General features: G+C 57.4%; 19 protein-coding genes. 7 read left to right on the top strand and 12 right to left on the bottom strand.

All coding sequences use genetic code 11. The features are described from left to right. Positions 1 to 98: 98 nt before the first annotated feature. The 9 genes from E4K09_RS07905 to flgF all read right to left on the bottom strand — a co-directional run bounded on the left by E4K09_RS07905 (position 99) and on the right by flgF (position 7409). Positions 99 to 365 carry a flagellar biosynthetic protein FliQ gene (locus E4K09_RS07905; protein WP_134496207.1) on the bottom strand — a complete coding sequence of 89 codons (267 nt, stop codon included), beginning with the start codon at positions 363 to 365 and terminating at the stop codon, positions 99 to 101. Positions 366 to 367: 2 nt separating this feature from the next. After that, the gene (gene flgD / locus E4K09_RS07900; protein ID WP_134496206.1) at positions 368 to 763 is read right to left on the bottom strand and encodes a flagellar hook assembly protein FlgD; all 396 of its coding nucleotides are present in this window, start codon (positions 761 to 763) and stop codon (positions 368 to 370) included. Between the two features lie 14 nt (positions 764 to 777). After that, on the bottom strand, positions 778 to 1188 hold the full coding sequence (gene flbT, locus E4K09_RS07895) for a flagellar biosynthesis repressor FlbT (protein WP_244610412.1): 411 nt from the start codon (positions 1186 to 1188) through the stop codon (positions 778 to 780). A gap of 8 nt (positions 1189 to 1196) precedes the next feature. Next, positions 1197 to 1544 (bottom strand): flagellar biosynthesis regulator FlaF, encoded by a 348-nt coding sequence (gene flaF, locus E4K09_RS07890; RefSeq protein WP_134496204.1) that lies wholly within the window; start codon positions 1542 to 1544, stop codon positions 1197 to 1199. A 16-nt stretch (positions 1545 to 1560) separates the two neighbouring features. Next, positions 1561 to 2595 carry a flagellar hook-associated family protein gene (locus E4K09_RS07885; protein WP_134496203.1) on the bottom strand — a complete coding sequence of 345 codons (1035 nt, stop codon included), beginning with the start codon at positions 2593 to 2595 and terminating at the stop codon, positions 1561 to 1563. Positions 2596 to 2598: 3 nt separating this feature from the next. Next, a complete protein-coding gene (flgK, locus tag E4K09_RS07880) occupies positions 2599 to 4041 on the bottom strand; it encodes a flagellar hook-associated protein FlgK (RefSeq protein WP_134496202.1) in 1443 nt (480 codons plus the stop codon). 30 nt (positions 4042 to 4071) lie between these two features. Next, positions 4072 to 5259 (bottom strand): flagellar hook protein FlgE, encoded by a 1188-nt coding sequence (locus E4K09_RS07875; RefSeq protein WP_134496201.1) that lies wholly within the window; start codon positions 5257 to 5259, stop codon positions 4072 to 4074. A 93-nt stretch (positions 5260 to 5352) separates the two neighbouring features. Beyond that, a complete protein-coding gene (gene fliI / locus E4K09_RS07870) occupies positions 5353 to 6675 on the bottom strand; it encodes a flagellar protein export ATPase FliI (RefSeq protein WP_134496200.1) in 1323 nt (440 codons plus the stop codon). 8 nt (positions 6676 to 6683) lie between these two features. Continuing rightward, positions 6684 to 7409, bottom strand: a complete 726-nt coding sequence (gene flgF / locus E4K09_RS07865; RefSeq protein WP_134496199.1) for a flagellar basal-body rod protein FlgF — start codon at positions 7407 to 7409, stop codon at positions 6684 to 6686. A 202-nt stretch (positions 7410 to 7611) separates the two neighbouring features. Here flgF and motA point away from each other — a divergent pair, with 202 nt between their 5' ends. From motA to E4K09_RS07830, 7 genes are all read left to right on the top strand, one after another. Continuing rightward, complete coding sequence (gene motA / locus E4K09_RS07860; RefSeq protein ID WP_134496198.1) at positions 7612 to 8493, top strand: flagellar motor stator protein MotA; 882 nt, start codon at positions 7612 to 7614, stop codon at positions 8491 to 8493. After that, a complete protein-coding gene (locus E4K09_RS07855) occupies positions 8490 to 9422 on the top strand; it encodes a flagellar motor switch protein FliM (protein WP_134496197.1) in 933 nt (310 codons plus the stop codon). The genes motA and E4K09_RS07855 overlap by 4 nt, the downstream gene beginning before the upstream one ends. After that, positions 9403 to 9717 (top strand): hypothetical protein, encoded by a 315-nt coding sequence (locus E4K09_RS07850; RefSeq protein ID WP_134496196.1) that lies wholly within the window; start codon positions 9403 to 9405, stop codon positions 9715 to 9717. The genes E4K09_RS07855 and E4K09_RS07850 overlap by 20 nt, the downstream gene beginning before the upstream one ends. A 113-nt stretch (positions 9718 to 9830) precedes the next feature. After that, positions 9831 to 10106: a flagellar motor switch protein FliN gene (gene fliN / locus E4K09_RS07845; protein ID WP_134496591.1), complete on the top strand. Its 276-nt coding sequence runs from the start codon at positions 9831 to 9833 to the stop codon at positions 10104 to 10106. A gap of 13 nt (positions 10107 to 10119) precedes the next feature. Further along, positions 10120 to 11148, top strand: coding sequence for a flagellar motor switch protein FliG (locus E4K09_RS07840; protein ID WP_134496195.1), 1029 nt, complete (start codon positions 10120 to 10122; stop codon positions 11146 to 11148). 16 nt (positions 11149 to 11164) lie between these two features. Beyond that, positions 11165 to 12229, top strand: coding sequence for a flagellar biosynthesis protein FlhB (gene flhB, locus E4K09_RS07835; RefSeq protein ID WP_134496194.1), 1065 nt, complete (start codon positions 11165 to 11167; stop codon positions 12227 to 12229). Further along, a complete protein-coding gene (locus E4K09_RS07830) occupies positions 12226 to 12726 on the top strand; it encodes a hypothetical protein (protein WP_134496193.1) in 501 nt (166 codons plus the stop codon). Before flhB ends, E4K09_RS07830 begins: the two co-directional genes overlap by 4 nt. A gap of 734 nt (positions 12727 to 13460) precedes the next feature. Here E4K09_RS07830 and E4K09_RS07820 read toward each other — a convergent pair. From E4K09_RS07820 to E4K09_RS07810, 3 genes are read right to left on the bottom strand one after another with little or no spacing between them, the layout of a single operon-like run. Continuing rightward, positions 13461 to 14078 carry a transglycosylase SLT domain-containing protein gene (locus E4K09_RS07820; RefSeq protein WP_134496191.1) on the bottom strand — a complete coding sequence of 206 codons (618 nt, stop codon included), beginning with the start codon at positions 14076 to 14078 and terminating at the stop codon, positions 13461 to 13463. After that, positions 14029 to 15387 carry a flagellar hook-length control protein FliK gene (fliK, locus tag E4K09_RS07815; protein ID WP_134496190.1) on the bottom strand — a complete coding sequence of 453 codons (1359 nt, stop codon included), beginning with the start codon at positions 15385 to 15387 and terminating at the stop codon, positions 14029 to 14031. The genes E4K09_RS07820 and fliK overlap by 50 nt, the downstream gene beginning before the upstream one ends. Next, a complete protein-coding gene (locus tag E4K09_RS07810) occupies positions 15384 to 16664 on the bottom strand; it encodes a chemotaxis protein MotC (protein WP_134496189.1) in 1281 nt (426 codons plus the stop codon). Before E4K09_RS07810 ends, fliK begins: the two co-directional genes overlap by 4 nt.

Below are 16664 nucleotides of genomic sequence, written 5' to 3'. Positions count from 1 at the left end.
CGTCTGACACATGCGCTACGAAGCTTGCGCGAGGGTCGCCTGCCGTCGTCGGAAGTGTAGTCTCCCAGCACAGGAGGCTTTTTAGCCGCACTCTGCGGTCAGAATCCTGTAACAATACGTCCGTAGACGAGCTCCGTGAACGCATAGATTTGCGATCCGACGAGAGAGCCCGTCAGGAGGCTCACGACCAGAATGGCAATGATCTTGGGAATGAAGGTGAGCGTCACCTCCTGGATCTGGGTCAGAGCCTGGATCAAAGCAATCAGAATACCAATGACCATCGCGGCCAGAACAGCCGGTCCGGAGCCGATGATAACGGTCCATATGGCTGCCCGGACCAGCTCAAGTGCATCAATCTCGTTCATTGTCAGCTGACCACGACGCCCTGCCCCAGGAGCAGCTCGGATCCGTTCGAGAGCGTGGCGAGCGGTCCCTGGCTCGTGATCTTGACGGAGGTCACTTCGCCGGAAACCTTTCCATCAGCGGATGTGACCGTCCGGCCGATCACACTGTCGGCCTGGGACAGGGCAACAGACGACAGCAACGCATCGAGCTTCTCATTGCTCTTAACGGCCTGCTCCACCTGCGAGAACGTCGCCAGCTGCGCCATGTACTCCGTCGATTTCATCGGATCCGTCGGATCCTGGTTCTGCATCTGGGTGAGGAGAAGGCGCAGGAAATTGTCGTAACTGACAGTCGAAGTCTTCTCGGCCGTCGATGTCTTTTGGCTCACACCGGAAGCCGTCAGCGAGGCGACATTCATTGTATTTCTCCAAACTAAGCGGCTTTTCCCGGAACAACTTCTGACTGGGAAGGAGCAGAGCTTTCGCATGCTTCGAACAGGGTCCGGAGCACCTTCAGAGCTTCAAAGGATCGCCCCGCTTTGACGAACCCTTCGACCCGCTCCAGCTGGGCTTTCACGTGATCGTCCGTGGCAACCATCGAAACGGCTTGATGCATGTTCCGGAAGGCAATCATCCCCTTCTCCTCTTCCTGAGGATTGATGAGAAGCGACTGCACCACGAAATAGAGTTGCCGCATCGGGGTTGTTGCCTCCGCAAGCTGGAGGACATGGCTCTCCAGAAGGAAGCGCGCATCGTTGAGAAGGCTCAAGGTGACCTTCTGACTGACGGTCAGCACAGCCCCGTTGATGAAGATCCGTTCCCCGGCCTTAAGAGAAAAGCGCATTTTGGCATTCATTTCAGGCCGTCCTTGATCATAATGTTAATATCGATAAGCGCCGCAAGATCGTTGTGTTCGCCACGGACGATGCGATCCGATTCCTTCATCACCCAGAGACCGATCGAGATAAGCTGGCCTTTCAGCCTGTCGGGGAGAGCGTTGTCCGGGTGGCCGAGGTCCTTGATGAGAAAGGTCCAAAGACGCTGCAGGAAAACGAGCGCGCCAAGCATCTCGGGTGACTGAGACGGGTATCCCTCAGCGGCGCGCAGCAATGCGATGGCGCGATCAAAAAGATCGTACTCGCGTTGCCGGCAGTCTTTCGGCGAGTCCTCAAGGATTTCGGAGTAGGAGAACTGATACATATACGCTTTCCTGCCGTTAGATGAAATTGATCAGGCTGAGCTGCTTGAGTTGCGCCGTCAGCGAGTACGACATTTGGATCTGGGTTGAGAGCTGATCGACCCGGACCTTTGCCTCGGCGGGATCAACCGCTTCGAAATTCGTGATCCTTTCTTCAAGGAATCTTTTCTGAAGGCTCATCCGCTCATTCGCTTGGTCGATCTTCTGCTGAGCCGTCCCCAGATCGGCTTGGAGCGCGGTGACATCCGATACAGCTGCCTCTAGAGTACCAATGACCCTGTTGACCAGATATCCCCGGGTTGCGTCATTGAGCCCGGCGATCCCGATACCAAAGGCCATCGTGTAGCCCATGGCCAAATCCCGGAAGGCAGCGTGGTCAGCCGTAGCAGATGTCTCGACTCTCTCCGTTGGGGAGATCAGACTTTGAATGTTCCGCTCCGACGCCTGGGACCAGGTGCCTTGCCACTCGTTTGCGAAAAGATCGGTGAGGGGCCCATCGATGAAGGCCTGCATGTCCGTCGATGTAATCTCAGCGACTTTCGGGTCAGTCTGAGGGAAGCCGAAGAAGTCCGAGAATGCGGCATCGACCAAGCCTTTGGGGCCATCCTCGTAGGCACTCAACGGCTGAACCTTGGAATTCACGCCGCCGAACAGATATTGCCCACCCACATTCTCGTTCAGCGTCGAGATGAGCTTGCTCAGTCCCGCCTTCGCCTGGCTCATGACCAACGGCATATCCTGGGCGGTGACGTGCATCCCGACGAGGGCATTCTTGAAGCTGCCGGCCACCGTCCGTATCTGATCGAGCGCAGCCGATGTAGACTTCAACCTGAGCGTCGTTGTCGCGTTGCTGTCCGCCAGAATGTCGAGAGTGGCTCTCTCCTGGCGCAAGGATAGAGACTTTCCGGTCTTGCGCCCTAACGCTAGGCCGACATCCATATGGCGCCCGGTCACAACCTCCTTGTTGGCCTTCACGAGTTCCGCCTGGAGCTTATCAAGAGTGGATCTTGGCGAAGTCCAGAGCGTCGTGGTCGAAATGAACGTTGTTTTCATGTCTTAGCCCACCGCGCTCAAAAGCGTCTGAAGCATCTGATTGATGACGGAGATCAGCTTCGCAGACGCCGAGTAGGACTTCTCCAGCTGGAGCATCAGCGCCGTTTCGTCGTCCATATTGACGTCAGTCGCATTCGAGAGTGCCTCGGACGCTTGGGCGAGCAACGTTTCCCGATAGGCGACCTGCTGAGACGCATCCTGCCGCTTGGCCTCGACCCATCCCGCTGAGGATGATGCGAAATCCTGCAGCGTCATCTTGTTGCCTAGGCCAAGGCTCGAATCCCAGTTTCTATCCTCCTGCAGAGCAGCGGTCAGCTCATACAGACGCGTCGAGAATGATGCCGTTCCGTCGCCGGAGGCGTAGTCACCTCCATTGATTCCGCCGTCTCGGATCTTCTCATACGCTCCAGTGGGGCTCTTCGTCGGGTCGATGGCGTCGTTGACTCTGAGCAGACTCGCAAAGCCCGTCAGCGTCGGCGTCCCCGACGCGAGCAGGTCTGGTCCTCCGACATAGGTAAAGACACCTGCCTTGTCAGCAGCGCCACCCCCGCTCCGGTCGGTCTCCTTGAAAGCGTCGATCAGACCGCGGGCGAGTTCGTCAAGCTGGCGCTGATATCCGACCGCGACCTCATCCCGGATCTTGACGAGGCCAACGAGACTGCCGGAGTTCAGGGGCATCGGCGATGCACTTCCGGTGACCGGCACATCGTCGATGAGAATCGCTCCATCCGACTTTCGGATCTCCACGGCACGCGGCAGTCGATCGAAGAGCGGAACGCCACTGTCCGTATAAAGAGCGACATCGTTGTCCGCCCGCGGGACGACGGTCAGCCCGATTTCCTCGGACAATTGGGCAATGAGGTAGTCCCTCTGATCGAGAGCATCGGACACGTCTCGGCCAAGAGCACTGCCGCTCATGACCTCGTCATTGGCAACTTTGAACTTGGCCAGGATCTCGTTGATTCGAGCAACAGAATCGCCGATCTGAACCTGAGTCTCCTGGCGAACCAGATTGATGGACGCCGTTGCTTGATTGAGGCTGGTCGCAAGGTCATTTGCCGCCTTCACGAAGCCACGGGCCAGCACATTGTCATCCGGCGCGTTCGCATATTGCCGGAGCGCATCGGTCATGGCACCGACACGCGCGGCAGGAGATTCGTCCAGCTCGGGATCTCCGATGGTCAGACTCAGTTTCTCCAGACCTTCGAGCAGCGACTTTTGCATTGCCGCGTCCGAAGTGGTCTCCAGCATCTTGTTCAACAGAGCACTGTCGCTGGCCCGTACCACCGTGACGCGGGCAGCTCCACCCGTGGTGACGAGAACACCGATCTTGCGCGAGTATCCCGGGTCGGAAGCTCCAGCAGTGTTGCGGGAAACAACCGCCATCTGCGACTGGGACGCCTGCAGCGAGGACCGGGCCGTATTATAGGCAACCGAAAGTGACATTGTGACAGCTCTTGAGACCGAATGAGACCGTTACCGCTTCAGGTTCATGAGAACGTCGAGCAGTTCGGATCCAGTTTGGAAGACCTTCGAATTCGCCGTGTAGCTGGTCTGAGCTTCGATCATCGCAGTCAGCTCGGTTCCGATATCCACGTTCGATCCTTCGAGCGCGCCCGACGCTACGGAGCCGAAGCCGACAGATCCTGGAAACCCGACCTGATAGCCGCCGGACATATTCGTCGCTTCATAGACGTTACCGGCACGTGGGTTGAGGTTGTCGGGACTTGGCACGGTCGCCAGGGGAATCCTGTAGGCCGCGATGCGCGAACCGTCTTCGTAGACGGCGTAAACGGTGCCGTCGGCCGCGAATTCGGCGCTCTTGACAGCCGAAGGTGCATTGCCGTTGGACGCTCCGGTAAGGGAGTACTCACCCGCGAGCTGGGTCATGCCCTTCATATCGAGCGTGAAATCCTTCCCGTTCGGAACTTTGAAATTCAGCTCTGTCGGAGGAGCGATGCTGCCGTTGGCGTCGAAATTCAGCACCATGGGATCCTCAGCGCCCTCCAGAAGGCCGCCGCCAGCGTCTCTGACAGTCATCGTCCAGGTTGTCTCACCGGTCTTCGTCAAGTGGATGTTGATCTTTACCGGATTGCCGACATTGTCATACACTTGGAGCGAGGAGTCCTTGGTCTGCCCGATTGCTGCGCCGTAAGGCAGATTTCCCGTGAAGCTGCCGTTCGTCGATGCGGACGCTTGCATGCCGAAAGACGATAGATTGACAGGAACCATGCCGTCGAGGCTGTTCAAGGACGGTGATTCCGCCCCGGCAGCAAGGCTGAACCCCATCAGGGTGAAACCAGCCGCGTTGAGAAGATTTCCCGATTTCCCATCGACGACGAAGTTGCCGGCGCGGGTCAGATAGGGTGATCCCTTGGGATCGGATACGACGAAGAATCCATTTCCCGAGATCGCGAGATCAGTTTCAGACGTCGTGTAGCTGATCGGACCCTGATCCGAAACCGTATATCGGACGGCGCTCGTGACGGAGCCTGAGTTGTAAGTTCCTTCGCTCGACGGCAAGATGAGTGAGGAGAACTCAGTGGACGCTCGCTTGTATCCATTCGTGCTTGAATTCTGAATATTCTCGGCAACTGTACCGAGCTTGTTCGACTGGGCCGTCATGCCGGAAACGCCGCTGCGAAGGACACCATAAAGGCTCATAGGAGACTCCTGCAATTTCGGTTGAAGCGTAACACACTCATGCTTGTGTGAAGCTGGAGCGATGGTCTGTCGGTTTGAGGATCCACGTGGACCTTACTGCTTGAGCGCCTGGGCAAGATCCGTGAAGGCGTCCCGACTCATGGGAGAAGATGGGTCTTGTCTGAGGGCATCGTAGATCCTGGGAACAAGTACGACTGCCTGATCGAGGTCTTGATCGACGCCGGACTGATATCCGCCCATCATGCGCAAGTCGCGCGTGTCCTCGTAGCGTGCGATCATGCTCCGTAGGCGCCGCACAAGCTCCTTCTGCTCTCGCGTCCAGACATGATCGGCCAGACGGGAAATCGAGCCAAGAACGTTGATGGCTGGATATCGGCCCTGATCGGCGATCGATCGATCGAGAACAATGTGGCCGTCGAGTGTTCCACGAATGTTATCGGCCACAGGATCATTATGGTCGTCTCCGTCGATAAGGACGGAGAAAATCCCGGTGATCGATCCTTTTCCTTCCTCTCCTGGTCCGGCACGTTCCAGAAGACGGGGCAAATCGCTGAAGACGCTGGGCGTGTATCCCCGCGCGACGGCAGGTTCTCCGGCAGCCAGCGCTACATCGCGCGCGGCATGTGCGTACCGGGTAACGGAATCGATGATCAGGAGGACCGAGTCGCCACAATCCCTGAAATACTCTGCGATCGAGACTGCGATTCTGGGCGCCTGACGGCGCATCATGGGGCTTTCGTCACCCGTTGAAACCACCATGACAGCCTTGTGCAAGCTGGCTTCGATGGGTCCTTCCAGGAACTCTCGCACTTCGCGACCGCGCTCCCCTACCAGAGCGACGACGATTGTGTCGAAGCCGTCGCATTTCGCCAGCATCGTCAGAAGAGTGGATTTTCCCACACCCGATCCGGCAAAGATCCCGATGCGCTGCCCCTGGCAGATGGGGGTGAAAAGATCGATGGCTTTCACGCCTGTTCGAAGCGGTTCTTGAACCCTTGCGCGAGTCATGGCGGAGGGTGGCTCCGCATCGTGATGCACGGCTTTTGGTCCGGGCACCAGAGGCCCCAATCCGTCGAGGGGCTCGCCGAGTGCGTTGATGACCCGTCCCTTCCAGCTCCGATCAGGGCACAGTCCATTGCTGGGCACCATGAAAACGGGTGTACCGATTTTTGCCCCGATACGCCCGTCAAATGGCTTGATCGTCAATCCTTCGGAATCGATGCGGACGACTTCACCAATATGAACCTTTTCATTTGTCTCGAAACCAACCTGGTCGCCCAGCTTCACGAACTGAGACAAGCCCGCCACACGGTAATAGCTTGGGGTCACCTCGCGGATCGTGCCGCTGATCCTGACCAGTTGGCGGCCTGCGTTTCCGGTAAGAACCAGGTTCTCAAGCTCGGTGAGAGCGTTCATGCCGCTCATCAGCTGCTAGGGCCCAGTGTCCGGATCGCGTCCATGAAAGTGGATTCGCTTTCCTGGATCGTTGTCGCGGCACTATCGAAGTTTCTCTGCAGCGCGATCATCTTCGTCATCTCGAGAATCGGGTTGACGTTCGATCCCTCACTGTGGCCCTGCTGAATGCCATTCGACGTGAAGTCCTGGACCGCTTCGCCCGGTATGCTGGAGATGACGCCTGAGTTGCCGTAACGGGTCAGGCGGCTGTTGCTGCTCAGGTGGAAAAGGCCGATGATTCCAACCTGATTGCCTCCCTGTGTGATCGTTCCATCGCGGCTGATAGTCGGCGGACCGGCATTGGGATCGAGCGCAATGGGGGTGCCGCCGGCATCGAGAACGGCATGTCCATCGACTGTGAGGAGATCCCCGTTCTCATTCATGTTGAATCGGCCGTCACGGGTATAAACCGGACCGCTCGGGCCATTGTATGCAAACCAGCCATCCCCCTGAATTGCAACATCGAGGGGGTTGTCCGTCTTGTTCAAAGGACCAGCCTGACGCGAGATGAAATTGTGCCCCGAAGATGCGAACGACACATCATTCTTGCCGGCACGGGAGAGAAGCTCCTCGAACTTGATCTCGTCGGCTCGAAAGCCACCGGTCGTCATGTTCGCGATGTTATGGGCGACAGTCGTGAGACGCTTCTCCATCGCAACCTGAGCCGATAGCGATACATAGAGGGCGGACTGCATTGAACGCTCCCGCAGGACATGTAACAACAGCCACGCCCTGTCTAAGTGAATATTCTGGCACGCTAGGCCGAGTGGCCGGCGACCTCGGTTCCAGAGGTAACAAGGGAGCCTTGCATGAGGCTTGCCGGCCCCGATCCAGCTTCGCGCAAGCCTCCAGGATTAGGAATTCGGAAGTACCAGAGCTTTCGCAAGGACTAGAAGGTTGGGCGTCATCATCGGATTGGTTGTTGCCATCGGGTCGCTTGTCAGCGGCTATGTGGCCATGGGCGGGCATATCTCCGTCATTTGGCAGCCGTGGGAGTACGTAATCATCTGCGGCATTGCGATCGGAACGTTCATCATTGCAAACCCCATGTCTCTCTTGAAGGACACGGGGCGCGCTTCCCTTGAGGCCATCAAAGGGACGGTGCCAAAGCGGGATCAGTACTTGGCAATTCTCGGCCTCCTTTATGCTCTGCTGCGGGAGTTGAAGAACAAGCCGCGGAACGAGGTTGAAGCGCATATCGATACACCTGAAGAGTCCGAGATTTTCAAGACATTCCCGAGTGTCCTTAAAGATAGGGATCTGACGCTCTTCATTTGCGACTATGCTCGCCTCATCATCATCGGGAACGCACGCCCGCACGAAATTGAGGCGCTCATGGAAGAGGAGATCGCCACTCTCAAGCGCGACCGCACGAAACCTTATTACTCCATCTATACTGTGGCAGAAGCGCTGCCGGCTCTCGGCATTGTCGCGGCGGTACTGGGCATCGTTAAGGCTCTAGGGGCAATCGATCAGTCCCCAGCGATCCTCGGCGGTCTCATTGCATCCGCTCTCGTCGGAACTTTCGCGGGCATCTTCATCTCATATGCATTCCTGTCTCCGCTTGCGAACAAAGTGAAGGCAACCCGTGAGAAGCAAACCCGTGTCTATGTCATCGTCAAACAGGCGCTCATTGCCTACATGAACGGCGCCCTTCCACAAATCGCTATCGAGCATGGCCGCAAGGGGATCTCTGTCGAGTATCGGCCGACCATCGATGAAGTCGAATCCGCGACGACAATGGGAGGTCGCACCGAGGACCTGAAGGAGGCAGCATGACAAGCGGCACTCAGAGCGCCAGTGACTTCCGCGACATGCTCCTGGATTCGGCAGGTCTTTCTGTCGACCGGTTGCCGATGCTTCATGTAATCTTCGATCGCATGTCGACAAGTTGCGCAGAGCATCTCCGTCACATGGCGGCATCCCCGATGTACTACTCTCTCAGCGGCATCGAGAGCGGTCGGATCAGCGAGATTCTGGAAATCTATGAAGCCAATGCAGTGGCCGCCATCTTTCATGCCCCCGACTGGGACAGTCACATCCTGATCGGGTTCGACCGGGACTTCGTCTATACAATGGTGGAGGTACTTTTCGGGTCGGACGGCTCCGAACCTCCAGTCGAGGAGGCTCGCGGGTTCTCCAACATTGAGTTGCGTATGGCGCAAGTCCTGTTCGAGCAAGTTGCCAAATCCCTCCAGGCATCCTTTTCTCTCGTGTCCAACACGAAGTTCAAACTCGAGCGCCTCGAGACCCGAATGGACTTTGCCGTGATCGGCCGTAGGAACAATCAGGCGGTGGCGGCCAAGTTCCTCCTCCAAGCCCTGAACCGCGGCGGAGAGATGTTCGTCATCATCCCGCAATCAGCCCTGAATCCGATGCGGAAGGTTCTCTCACGCGTCGTTTCTGGCGAGTCGACGAGCCGCGACCCGCGTTGGATGAAGCAGATGGCCAACGAGGTGAGCAAGACGGAGATCACTCTGACTGCCGTCCTCGAGGAGCGCTTCCTCTCCCTCGGGGAGATTGCAGACCTGAAAGTTGGGCAAGTTATCGAGCTCCAGGCTACGCCCAAGAGCCGCGTCAAGCTGGAAGGAAACCAGCAAGGTCTGTTCTGGTGCCACATGGGGCAGGCAGACGGATCATACGTCCTCAAAATCGATGAGCTGATCGACCAAGAGAAGGAGTTTCTCGATGACGTCTTCGCTCGCTAACAGCATTCTTTTCATTGCTCTCGTCGTCACCAGCGCGATGGTGGCTCTGATGTACCGGAAGCTCAAGCGTCTGGACCGATACCACGCAGACTATCAACGGATCTTCGATCAAACCGGAGAAGCACTCATCGGAGCCCAAAAGGCTGTCGCCAGTTTCGGTGCCGAGGGTCGGGAGACCGTTGCCCTGCTTGGCGCTCGTATCGAAGAGGCTCAAGAGGTTGCCAAGAAGCTCGAAGCACTGACTCAATCGGCTCGACATTTAGCTCAAGCTAATTCTCGTAGCTCCAGCGTGTAAGGATTTGTAGCATGTCCAATCCATTCGAGAACAATTTTCAGGACAAGGCTGCTTGGCAGCAAGACGGGGAACTCGGGAGGAGCCTCGGCGGCTCGGCTTCGCGGGACGACAGGATGGACAGCGGTCGGAACCTCGATTCTATCCTGCGAATTCCTGTGACGATTCAAGTCGTCTTGGGGTCGGCGACCATGCCTGTCTCGAACCTCATGAAGCTCGGACGCGGCGCGATCGTTCCCCTGGATCATCGGGTGGGCGAACCGGTCGATGTGGTGGTCAATGGCCGCGTGATCGCACGCGGTGAGGTTGTCGTCGTCGAGGATGACAATTCCCGGTTCGGCATCTCCTTGACCGAGATCGTCGGACCACCGACCAGCGATCTGGCTGGCTGAAGCGGTTGCTGTCATGGTTGCGAGTTTCCCCGCCAAGACGAACGGCGCCAAGCCCATGAAGGGACCGGAACGCGTTGCGACGCTCCTCCTCGCCATGGGGAAGCCTGCCGCGAACCGGATCCTGAAGCACTTCAGTGAGGATGAGATCCGCCTCGTCACGAAGTCAGCGGCACAGCTCGGCCCTGTTACGCCGTCACAAATCGAGATGCTCGTTGACGAGTTCGCGTCGATCTTCTCCAGCGGGGCAGACGTCGTCGGCAGCGTGTCCCAGATCGAGAAACTTCTATCGGGGATTCTATCCCCGGAGCAGATCGCCGATATTCTCAGCGATGTCGCCGGAAGTGCAAACAGGAGCATCTGGGAGCGCATTTCGACGGTCTCGGAAAGCGCAATCGCGTCTTACCTCCTCAAGGAGCATCCTCAGACGGCGGCCCTAATTCTGACCAAGGTCAAGCCATCATGTGCGGCAAAGGTGATGGCGCAGCTTCCTCAGCCACTGCGCAACAACCTGATGCGGCGCATGCTGAGCATGAAGCCGATCGTCGATGAAACCATGAAAAATATCGAGAAGACGCTTCACGAAGACTTCATGGCGAACTTCTCGAAGAATGCCGGATCGGACACTCACGCCAAGATTGCCGATATCATCAACAAGATGGAACGTGAGCACATGGAGGATGTTCTCGCGAGCCTTTCGACCGTTCGTCCGAAATCCGCAGAAATTCTCAGGGGGCTTCTCTTCACGTTCGACGATATCGTGAAGTTGGCTCCGAGGGACCGCACAACATTGTTCGACCAGGTTCCTCCGGATCGTGTGGTTCTGGCGCTCAAGGGCACCAACGAGGACTTCCGCAAGGTGGTTCTGAGCGCTCTCTCATCGCGTGTCCGGCGCATGATCGAGCACGAGTTGAGCAGCAAGGAGCCGTCACCTCATCGGGATATTACCGAGGCACGCAGGTCTATCACGGACCTTGCCCTGGATATGGCCGGCAGAGGCGAGATCGTCATCAACTCCGAGACAGACGACGAGTCCTTTGTTTAAGCGTCAATAGCAATCAATGTCAGATTCTGAAGACAAAGAGAGCAAAACAGAAGCACCGTCAGACAAGAAGGTCCGCGATGCGCTCGAGAAGGGAAACATCCCCTTCTCGAGAGAAGCGCCGGTCTTTGCATCAATTCTTGGTATTCTTCTGGTATTGACGTTTGTGGCGCCTAGCAGCGCCAAGTTTATGACGGAGCGATTGTCGCTCTTTATCGACCGCCCTCAGGACTTTCGATTAAACTCGGGCTCAGATGCTGCAGCTTTGTTTCAAGCTCTATCCCTTGAAGTGGGCACGTTTCTGGTCCCGATCATTGCGATCCTGGCCGGCTGCAGTCTCGCGGCTTCGATCCTGCAGAACATGCCGTCACTCGTGTCGGAGCGGATAAGGCCTCAATGGAACAGGGTCTCGCCTGTCAGCGGCTGGAATCGCATCTTCAGTCGCGCGGGCCTCGTGGAATTTGCCAAGGCTTTGTTCAAGTTCGGAACCGTTACGATTGTGTCCATACTGCTCCTTAGATCGGAGCAACACAAGGTCTTCAATGCCATGTTCAGTGACCCGACCCTTATTCCGGAGCTAATGCTGAGCATGGCGATGCGGCTCGTTTCGGCCATTGCCATTGCAACGATCGTCCTTGTTGCCGCTGACTTGGTCTGGGCCCGTTTCAAATGGCGCACCGATCTGAAGATGACACCGCAGGAGGTCAAGGAGGAGTACAAACAGCTCGAAGGCGATCCGATGGTGAAGGCGCGCATGCGTTCATTGGCGCAAGACCGTGCTCGCAAAAGGATGCTTGCAGCTGTACCCAAGGCCACATTTGTCATCGCAAATCCGACCCATTATGCAATTGCGCTTCGTTATGAGCGGAGCGAGGCGAGCGCACCCATCGTCGTCGCAAAGGGCAAGGATCTCATTGCCCTGAAAATCAGGGAAACCGCAGAAAAGCATGGCATTCCCGTGATCGAAGACAAGCCTCTGGCAAGATCCATGTACGATCATGTTGAAGTGGATCGGATGATTCCTCCGGATTTCTACAAGGCCGTTGCCCAAATCCTCTTCTACATCCTTACGAGGTCCAAATGAGAAGGCATTCCCCACCGGCCGAAGCAGAGCTCTTCCAAGGAAGCATCGACCTGAATGCGTTTGAAGAGGTTCTCGCCTGCAACATCAAGGATGTCATCGCAGATTTCTGCTTGGTGGATGCCGAAGTCATCCAGTCATACGTCAGTAATCAACTGCACGGCAACATGGATGAGATCGTTTCATCCTGTGCGGAGCTGTTCTTCAAGGGCCATACCCTCTCTTATGCACGCTCTGCCAATATCAGCACTGCGCTGGGGCATCCTCCCTGCGTCGTACTGGACATGGAATTCTCGCACGACATGGTGAGCGTCGACTTCAAGCTCGTCCTCGGCGAGTACTCGGTCGGAGTCCACATCAACAGGGTCGTGTTGTCGGAGACTCCCGAGGCTGATTTCGACCCCCACTCCTTTGCCAAGGTTATTACATCCGCCCGCCTCCGGCCTCTTCCGGCACGCTTTCGCTCGTCCTATTGCCCGTCTGTCGGCGTACGGCACTGAGAAGCAACGGCAGATCGCCCCGTGACGCGGATCAATGCTCAACTGCTCATTCTGTCAGCCGCCTGCGTGCTTGCCGGCTGCAACTCGAGGGATAGTCTTTACTCCCAAGGCCCATGGGGACCGCCCGGCATCCAGCGCAGCTATCCGGAACATTCGGCTCCGTGGGGTCGGAGAGTTGCCGACGAGCGGCCACTCGTCATCTCCGGAGCGAGCTATCCGCCGGGACTTCTCTCGCCTGCCATTATCGTCGAGCCTACGATCCATCGGCAACGCCATCACTACGAAAGTGATCTACCGCCCGATCCACCTCCGCCTCGTTCTGGAGGTGCATTTTTCGAGACGGACAATGGTCTGACGGAGCAGGCTTCGCTTCCGCGCGGTCGACCTCAGGACTCGGCGCTCATATCAGCGCCTTCATCGCCGCCGGGCGTTTTCACGTCTCCGCAGCAGGCGTCGTCCTATGCGGGGACCTGGAGGGTAACGGATGCTACCGGGCAATCATGCCTTGTTCGTCTCTCGAGCGTCGCATCCCTCGACCTGTACAAGGCGTCGAGTTCGAAATGCTCGATTGCGACGCTGCGAAGCGTCAACATGTGGAAATTGGAAGGAACCCGGATCTCACTCTGGTCCCGCGGCTCGGAGATAGCCCGGCTGGAAGGCTCGGAGGCCTCGCTCACTGGAGCCCTCAACCAGACGGGTGTGTCTCTCAAGATGCAGCGTTAGCAGCCGTTCGCTCACCCGTCAGAGGCTGTTTGTCCAGGTCGCATCCCTGGAGCATCCGCGCAGAAGGATCGGGCATTCGGGGTCCATTGCCCGAATCCGGTCGCAACCATGTTCGCGATCACCCGGCATACATAGCGCTTCTGAGCAGGATCATTGTCCGGACCGGCGTGATAGCGCGCCACGGCCATCGTCCAGGTTTCGTGACGTCCTTTAAGCTCGCTGAGGAAGCGAGCTGCGTACTCCACATTGTTACGTGGGCTCAGCATGCTCTCCAGAGAGGGAAACTTTTCACGATGATAATAGTGGTTGATCTGCATGCAGCCAAGATCGATCAGCTTCGCTCCCGCCCGACGGGCTTCCTCAAACCGCTCGACCGCTTCAGCGAGAGTGTTTGAGAAGACGGCGCGCCCCTCGACATTCATCGCGTAAGGTTGCAGCGATCCCCGTCGCCCGGTCTCCGTCAGCCCGACCGAGTACAGCATTCCAAGAGGGACGCCATACTTCGCGGCGGCCCGCACCATCTCTCGTTCACAGAGCTGGTTTGCGGATTGAGCGCGCGACGGGCTTACATCGGCAGCACTAGAGGTAAACGCCGCCAGGGCGAGGGCCGTCCAGGACCCGGCCTTCATCCGCGTTCTTGTGTTGCTCTGCTCTCGTATCCGCATGATGTTTTTCCTGGTCTCGAGAACGCCCTCCCTGGCTCGCCCCTCCCTGCGGGAAGGATTGCCCCTGCATTTGCGTGTCGGGCTGTGTACGGGTGATCGCCCGATCCTGAATCGCAGCATCAACCACATGAATGCTGATCGTGTCTGGTCGATATCCTGACCCACGAAGGAGCGCGGATAACTTCTCGGAATCATGACGCAGCATCTGCGCCGTATCCTCCTGTTCAACATGCAGTTCCATTTCGAGGCTGTCGCCCGCGAGCCGCATCTTGATGGTGACCATTCCAAGATCTGCGGGATGAAGCTGCAGATTGAGGATCCTCAGGGCATTGTCGGATGGCTTGATGGAGATCGTCCGGATTGCTTCGTTAACTGGCAAGGGTTGTGCCGGCGCGCTGTCGGTTGCTCTTCGGAGATCCGACTTGACTGCACCCGCTATTCCGTCGAGCGTTTCAGGGGGCAGTGCGGCGATCTCAGCGCCCACGTTCGACTTGCGCATGGGAACAGCATCTGCTTTCGCCTGCTCGTCCGACCTGGTCGTCACCTGCTTGTGAGTCGGAATGGACACCGTATCCTCTTGTCGAGCGTCTGGTTCTACCGGAGCTTGAGTCCTATGTGAGGGTAGATCTGACACGCGGCTGACATTGGCAGCCCGTTCTCTTTCGAGATGTGGCGTATTCAAAGTTCTGGGCATCACATCGTCGGCTGATGCCGAACCGGCAGCTGGTCCAGGGTCGGAAACAGTCTCTTCTTCGCCTGCGGTTTCTAGCTGCCGCCCTGCCTCAACATTCTCGATCACAGGTTTAAAGTGAGTTTCCTGGTGTTGAACGGCAACCGCAAGCCTTGGAGCCTTTGCCAAACCTCCAAGATCGCTCTTGTCCTGCAATTGCTGCATTCCCTCCAGAGGAAGCTGTGACGTAGCCTCACCTTCCGGCCCATTCTCGTTCGAATGACCTGCGGCCCTCTGCGCATCGGAATTCGGCACAATTCCTTGAAGAAGAGAAAGAACCGCGCTCGCAACATCTGCACCGACTGCATCGGCCGTCTTCGTGTCTGACGGCAATTCGAGTTGTTCAGGAGCGCCAGTTGAAGGGGCGTTGTCACTGCTCCCCGGCAGACGTCCCGCCAAGCCCTTGAGAAGAGAGGCGAAGGATTCTGCGTCCGCGGATATCGAGATGCCTTCCATCACTTCAGGAGTGATGGAGGAATCGCGCAGCTGCTGCGCATCGGGAGATCTGACAAAAGTTCGGGCCAGAATATCAAACGGACTCATTGAACGGTTGACGCCTGATTCTTGATGAGCTTGTCGATGCGGTTCAGGGTATCTCGTGTCTTTGATAAGACCTTGAGCTGTTCTGGCGCTTGCTTGGGAACGTCCTGAGCGACGGTGGCCACGGCCTGGGTAGATTTCAAGGGCTGCTTGTTCTCCGACTCTGCCATCCGAGCACCCGGGGCTTGCCGTATATGTCCGGCCATGGCAAGCGCTGAGCGCAGAAGCACCAGGTCACCGTCCCGAAGGGAAGATGCATCAATGCTCTCCAAATCGGCGACTGCGGTGCCGATCGTCTCTATTGATACGATCATGGCCGCCGCACGATAGAGTTTCGCGCGGATCGCACTGGCAGTGTCGCCTCCCGACAATTCCTGTGCCTTTTCGGCAAGCAATTGAGCCGATTTCGTATATCCGTGCTCCACCGACGAGCGGGCGGCAAGGAGGTACAACTCCCGTCTGACTTCCGGTTCCAGATCGTTCAGGACTTCAACGACTCCCTTGAACAAGGCTGGATCTCTTCCAAAGTCAATTCTTGTTAGAGCGGAAGCCAGACGTTGCCTGAAGTTCCCGGCATAAACCGAGTGACGATACCGACGCAGATAGTTGGATGTGAGCGCAAGAAACTTCGTCATGTCCTCCGTCTGACTCGCCACGAAGACCTGACGTCGTAACGCTCCCTCCTCAAGGAGAGTCCCCGGAGCCTGCAGCCTGACGAAGTCGAGGAGTTCACTCGATTTTGTTGCGTCTGTCCTAACAAGGAGTGCGGATTGCACCAAAGCCAGTTGCGCACTGAGCATGGGCGGCAAGGCCTCGAGATCGAGGGACATGAGCTTGCTTTTCGCCTCTTCTTCCCGACCTTCGACATAAGCCAGGGTTCCCTCCACGAAGCTGCGGTGCTCAAGAGGGAGGGGAGGATTGCCCATTTCCAGCAACTTTCTCAGGATCTGCGGGTTGCCGCCACTGAGGACGAAGGCAATGGCGGCCTGCACGTTCTTGCCGGTGAGCCAGATTTCAGGCTCCAGATCCATGAAGCGAGCGTCCAGGATCGTCAGGAGACCCCGCTGCCCCAGATGCGCCTCTGTAGAGCCAATGGCGATCTGGTCCTGCATCAGCTGCAGGGTTCGAACCATCTGGACGGGCTTCGAGGCCGTTTCAGGCTGAGTCTGCGCGGGCTCCGCTAACGGAGCCGCCTCCGTCTGATGCTTATCTTCTGCGATGGCAGCTTCCGACAGTCCGAACAGGATCATCGCGAGAGCAGCATGGCGTAGACAATTCAC

This window comes from Microvirga pakistanensis (assembly GCF_004458765.1).
Lineage (GTDB): Bacteria > Pseudomonadota > Alphaproteobacteria > Rhizobiales > Beijerinckiaceae > Microvirga > Microvirga pakistanensis.
Note: the sequence above shows the minus strand (reverse complement) of the source record. Positions and strands in the feature narration are given on the sequence as shown.

Excerpts from the sequence above, each read along its gene's own strand:
- E4K09_RS07905 (WP_134496207.1), bottom strand. The coding sequence starts at position 365 with ATGAACGAGATTGATGCACTTGAGCTGGTCCGGGCAGCCATATGGACC.
- flgD (WP_134496206.1), bottom strand. The coding sequence starts at position 763 with ATGAATGTCGCCTCGCTGACGGCTTCCGGTGTGAGCCAAAAGACATCG.
- flbT (WP_244610412.1), bottom strand. The coding sequence starts at position 1,188 with ATGCGCTTTTCTCTTAAGGCCGGGGAACGGATCTTCATCAACGGGGCT.
- flaF (WP_134496204.1), bottom strand. The coding sequence starts at position 1,544 with ATGTATCAGTTCTCCTACTCCGAAATCCTTGAGGACTCGCCGAAAGAC.
- E4K09_RS07885 (WP_134496203.1), bottom strand. The coding sequence starts at position 2,595 with ATGAAAACAACGTTCATTTCGACCACGACGCTCTGGACTTCGCCAAGA.
- flgK (WP_134496202.1), bottom strand. The coding sequence starts at position 4,041 with ATGTCACTTTCGGTTGCCTATAATACGGCCCGGTCCTCGCTGCAGGCG.
- E4K09_RS07875 (WP_134496201.1), bottom strand. The coding sequence starts at position 5,259 with ATGAGCCTTTATGGTGTCCTTCGCAGCGGCGTTTCCGGCATGACGGCC.
- fliI (WP_134496200.1), bottom strand. The coding sequence starts at position 6,675 with ATGAACGCTCTCACCGAGCTTGAGAACCTGGTTCTTACCGGAAACGCA.
- flgF (WP_134496199.1), bottom strand. The coding sequence starts at position 7,409 with ATGCAGTCCGCCCTCTATGTATCGCTATCGGCTCAGGTTGCGATGGAG.
- E4K09_RS07855 (WP_134496197.1), top strand. The coding sequence starts at position 8,490 with ATGACAAGCGGCACTCAGAGCGCCAGTGACTTCCGCGACATGCTCCTG.
- E4K09_RS07850 (WP_134496196.1), top strand. The coding sequence starts at position 9,403 with ATGACGTCTTCGCTCGCTAACAGCATTCTTTTCATTGCTCTCGTCGTC.
- fliN (WP_134496591.1), top strand. The coding sequence starts at position 9,831 with ATGGACAGCGGTCGGAACCTCGATTCTATCCTGCGAATTCCTGTGACG.
- E4K09_RS07840 (WP_134496195.1), top strand. The coding sequence starts at position 10,120 with ATGGTTGCGAGTTTCCCCGCCAAGACGAACGGCGCCAAGCCCATGAAG.
- flhB (WP_134496194.1), top strand. The coding sequence starts at position 11,165 with ATGTCAGATTCTGAAGACAAAGAGAGCAAAACAGAAGCACCGTCAGAC.
- E4K09_RS07830 (WP_134496193.1), top strand. The coding sequence starts at position 12,226 with ATGAGAAGGCATTCCCCACCGGCCGAAGCAGAGCTCTTCCAAGGAAGC.
- E4K09_RS07820 (WP_134496191.1), bottom strand. The coding sequence starts at position 14,078 with ATGAAGGCCGGGTCCTGGACGGCCCTCGCCCTGGCGGCGTTTACCTCT.
- fliK (WP_134496190.1), bottom strand. The coding sequence starts at position 15,387 with ATGAGTCCGTTTGATATTCTGGCCCGAACTTTTGTCAGATCTCCCGAT.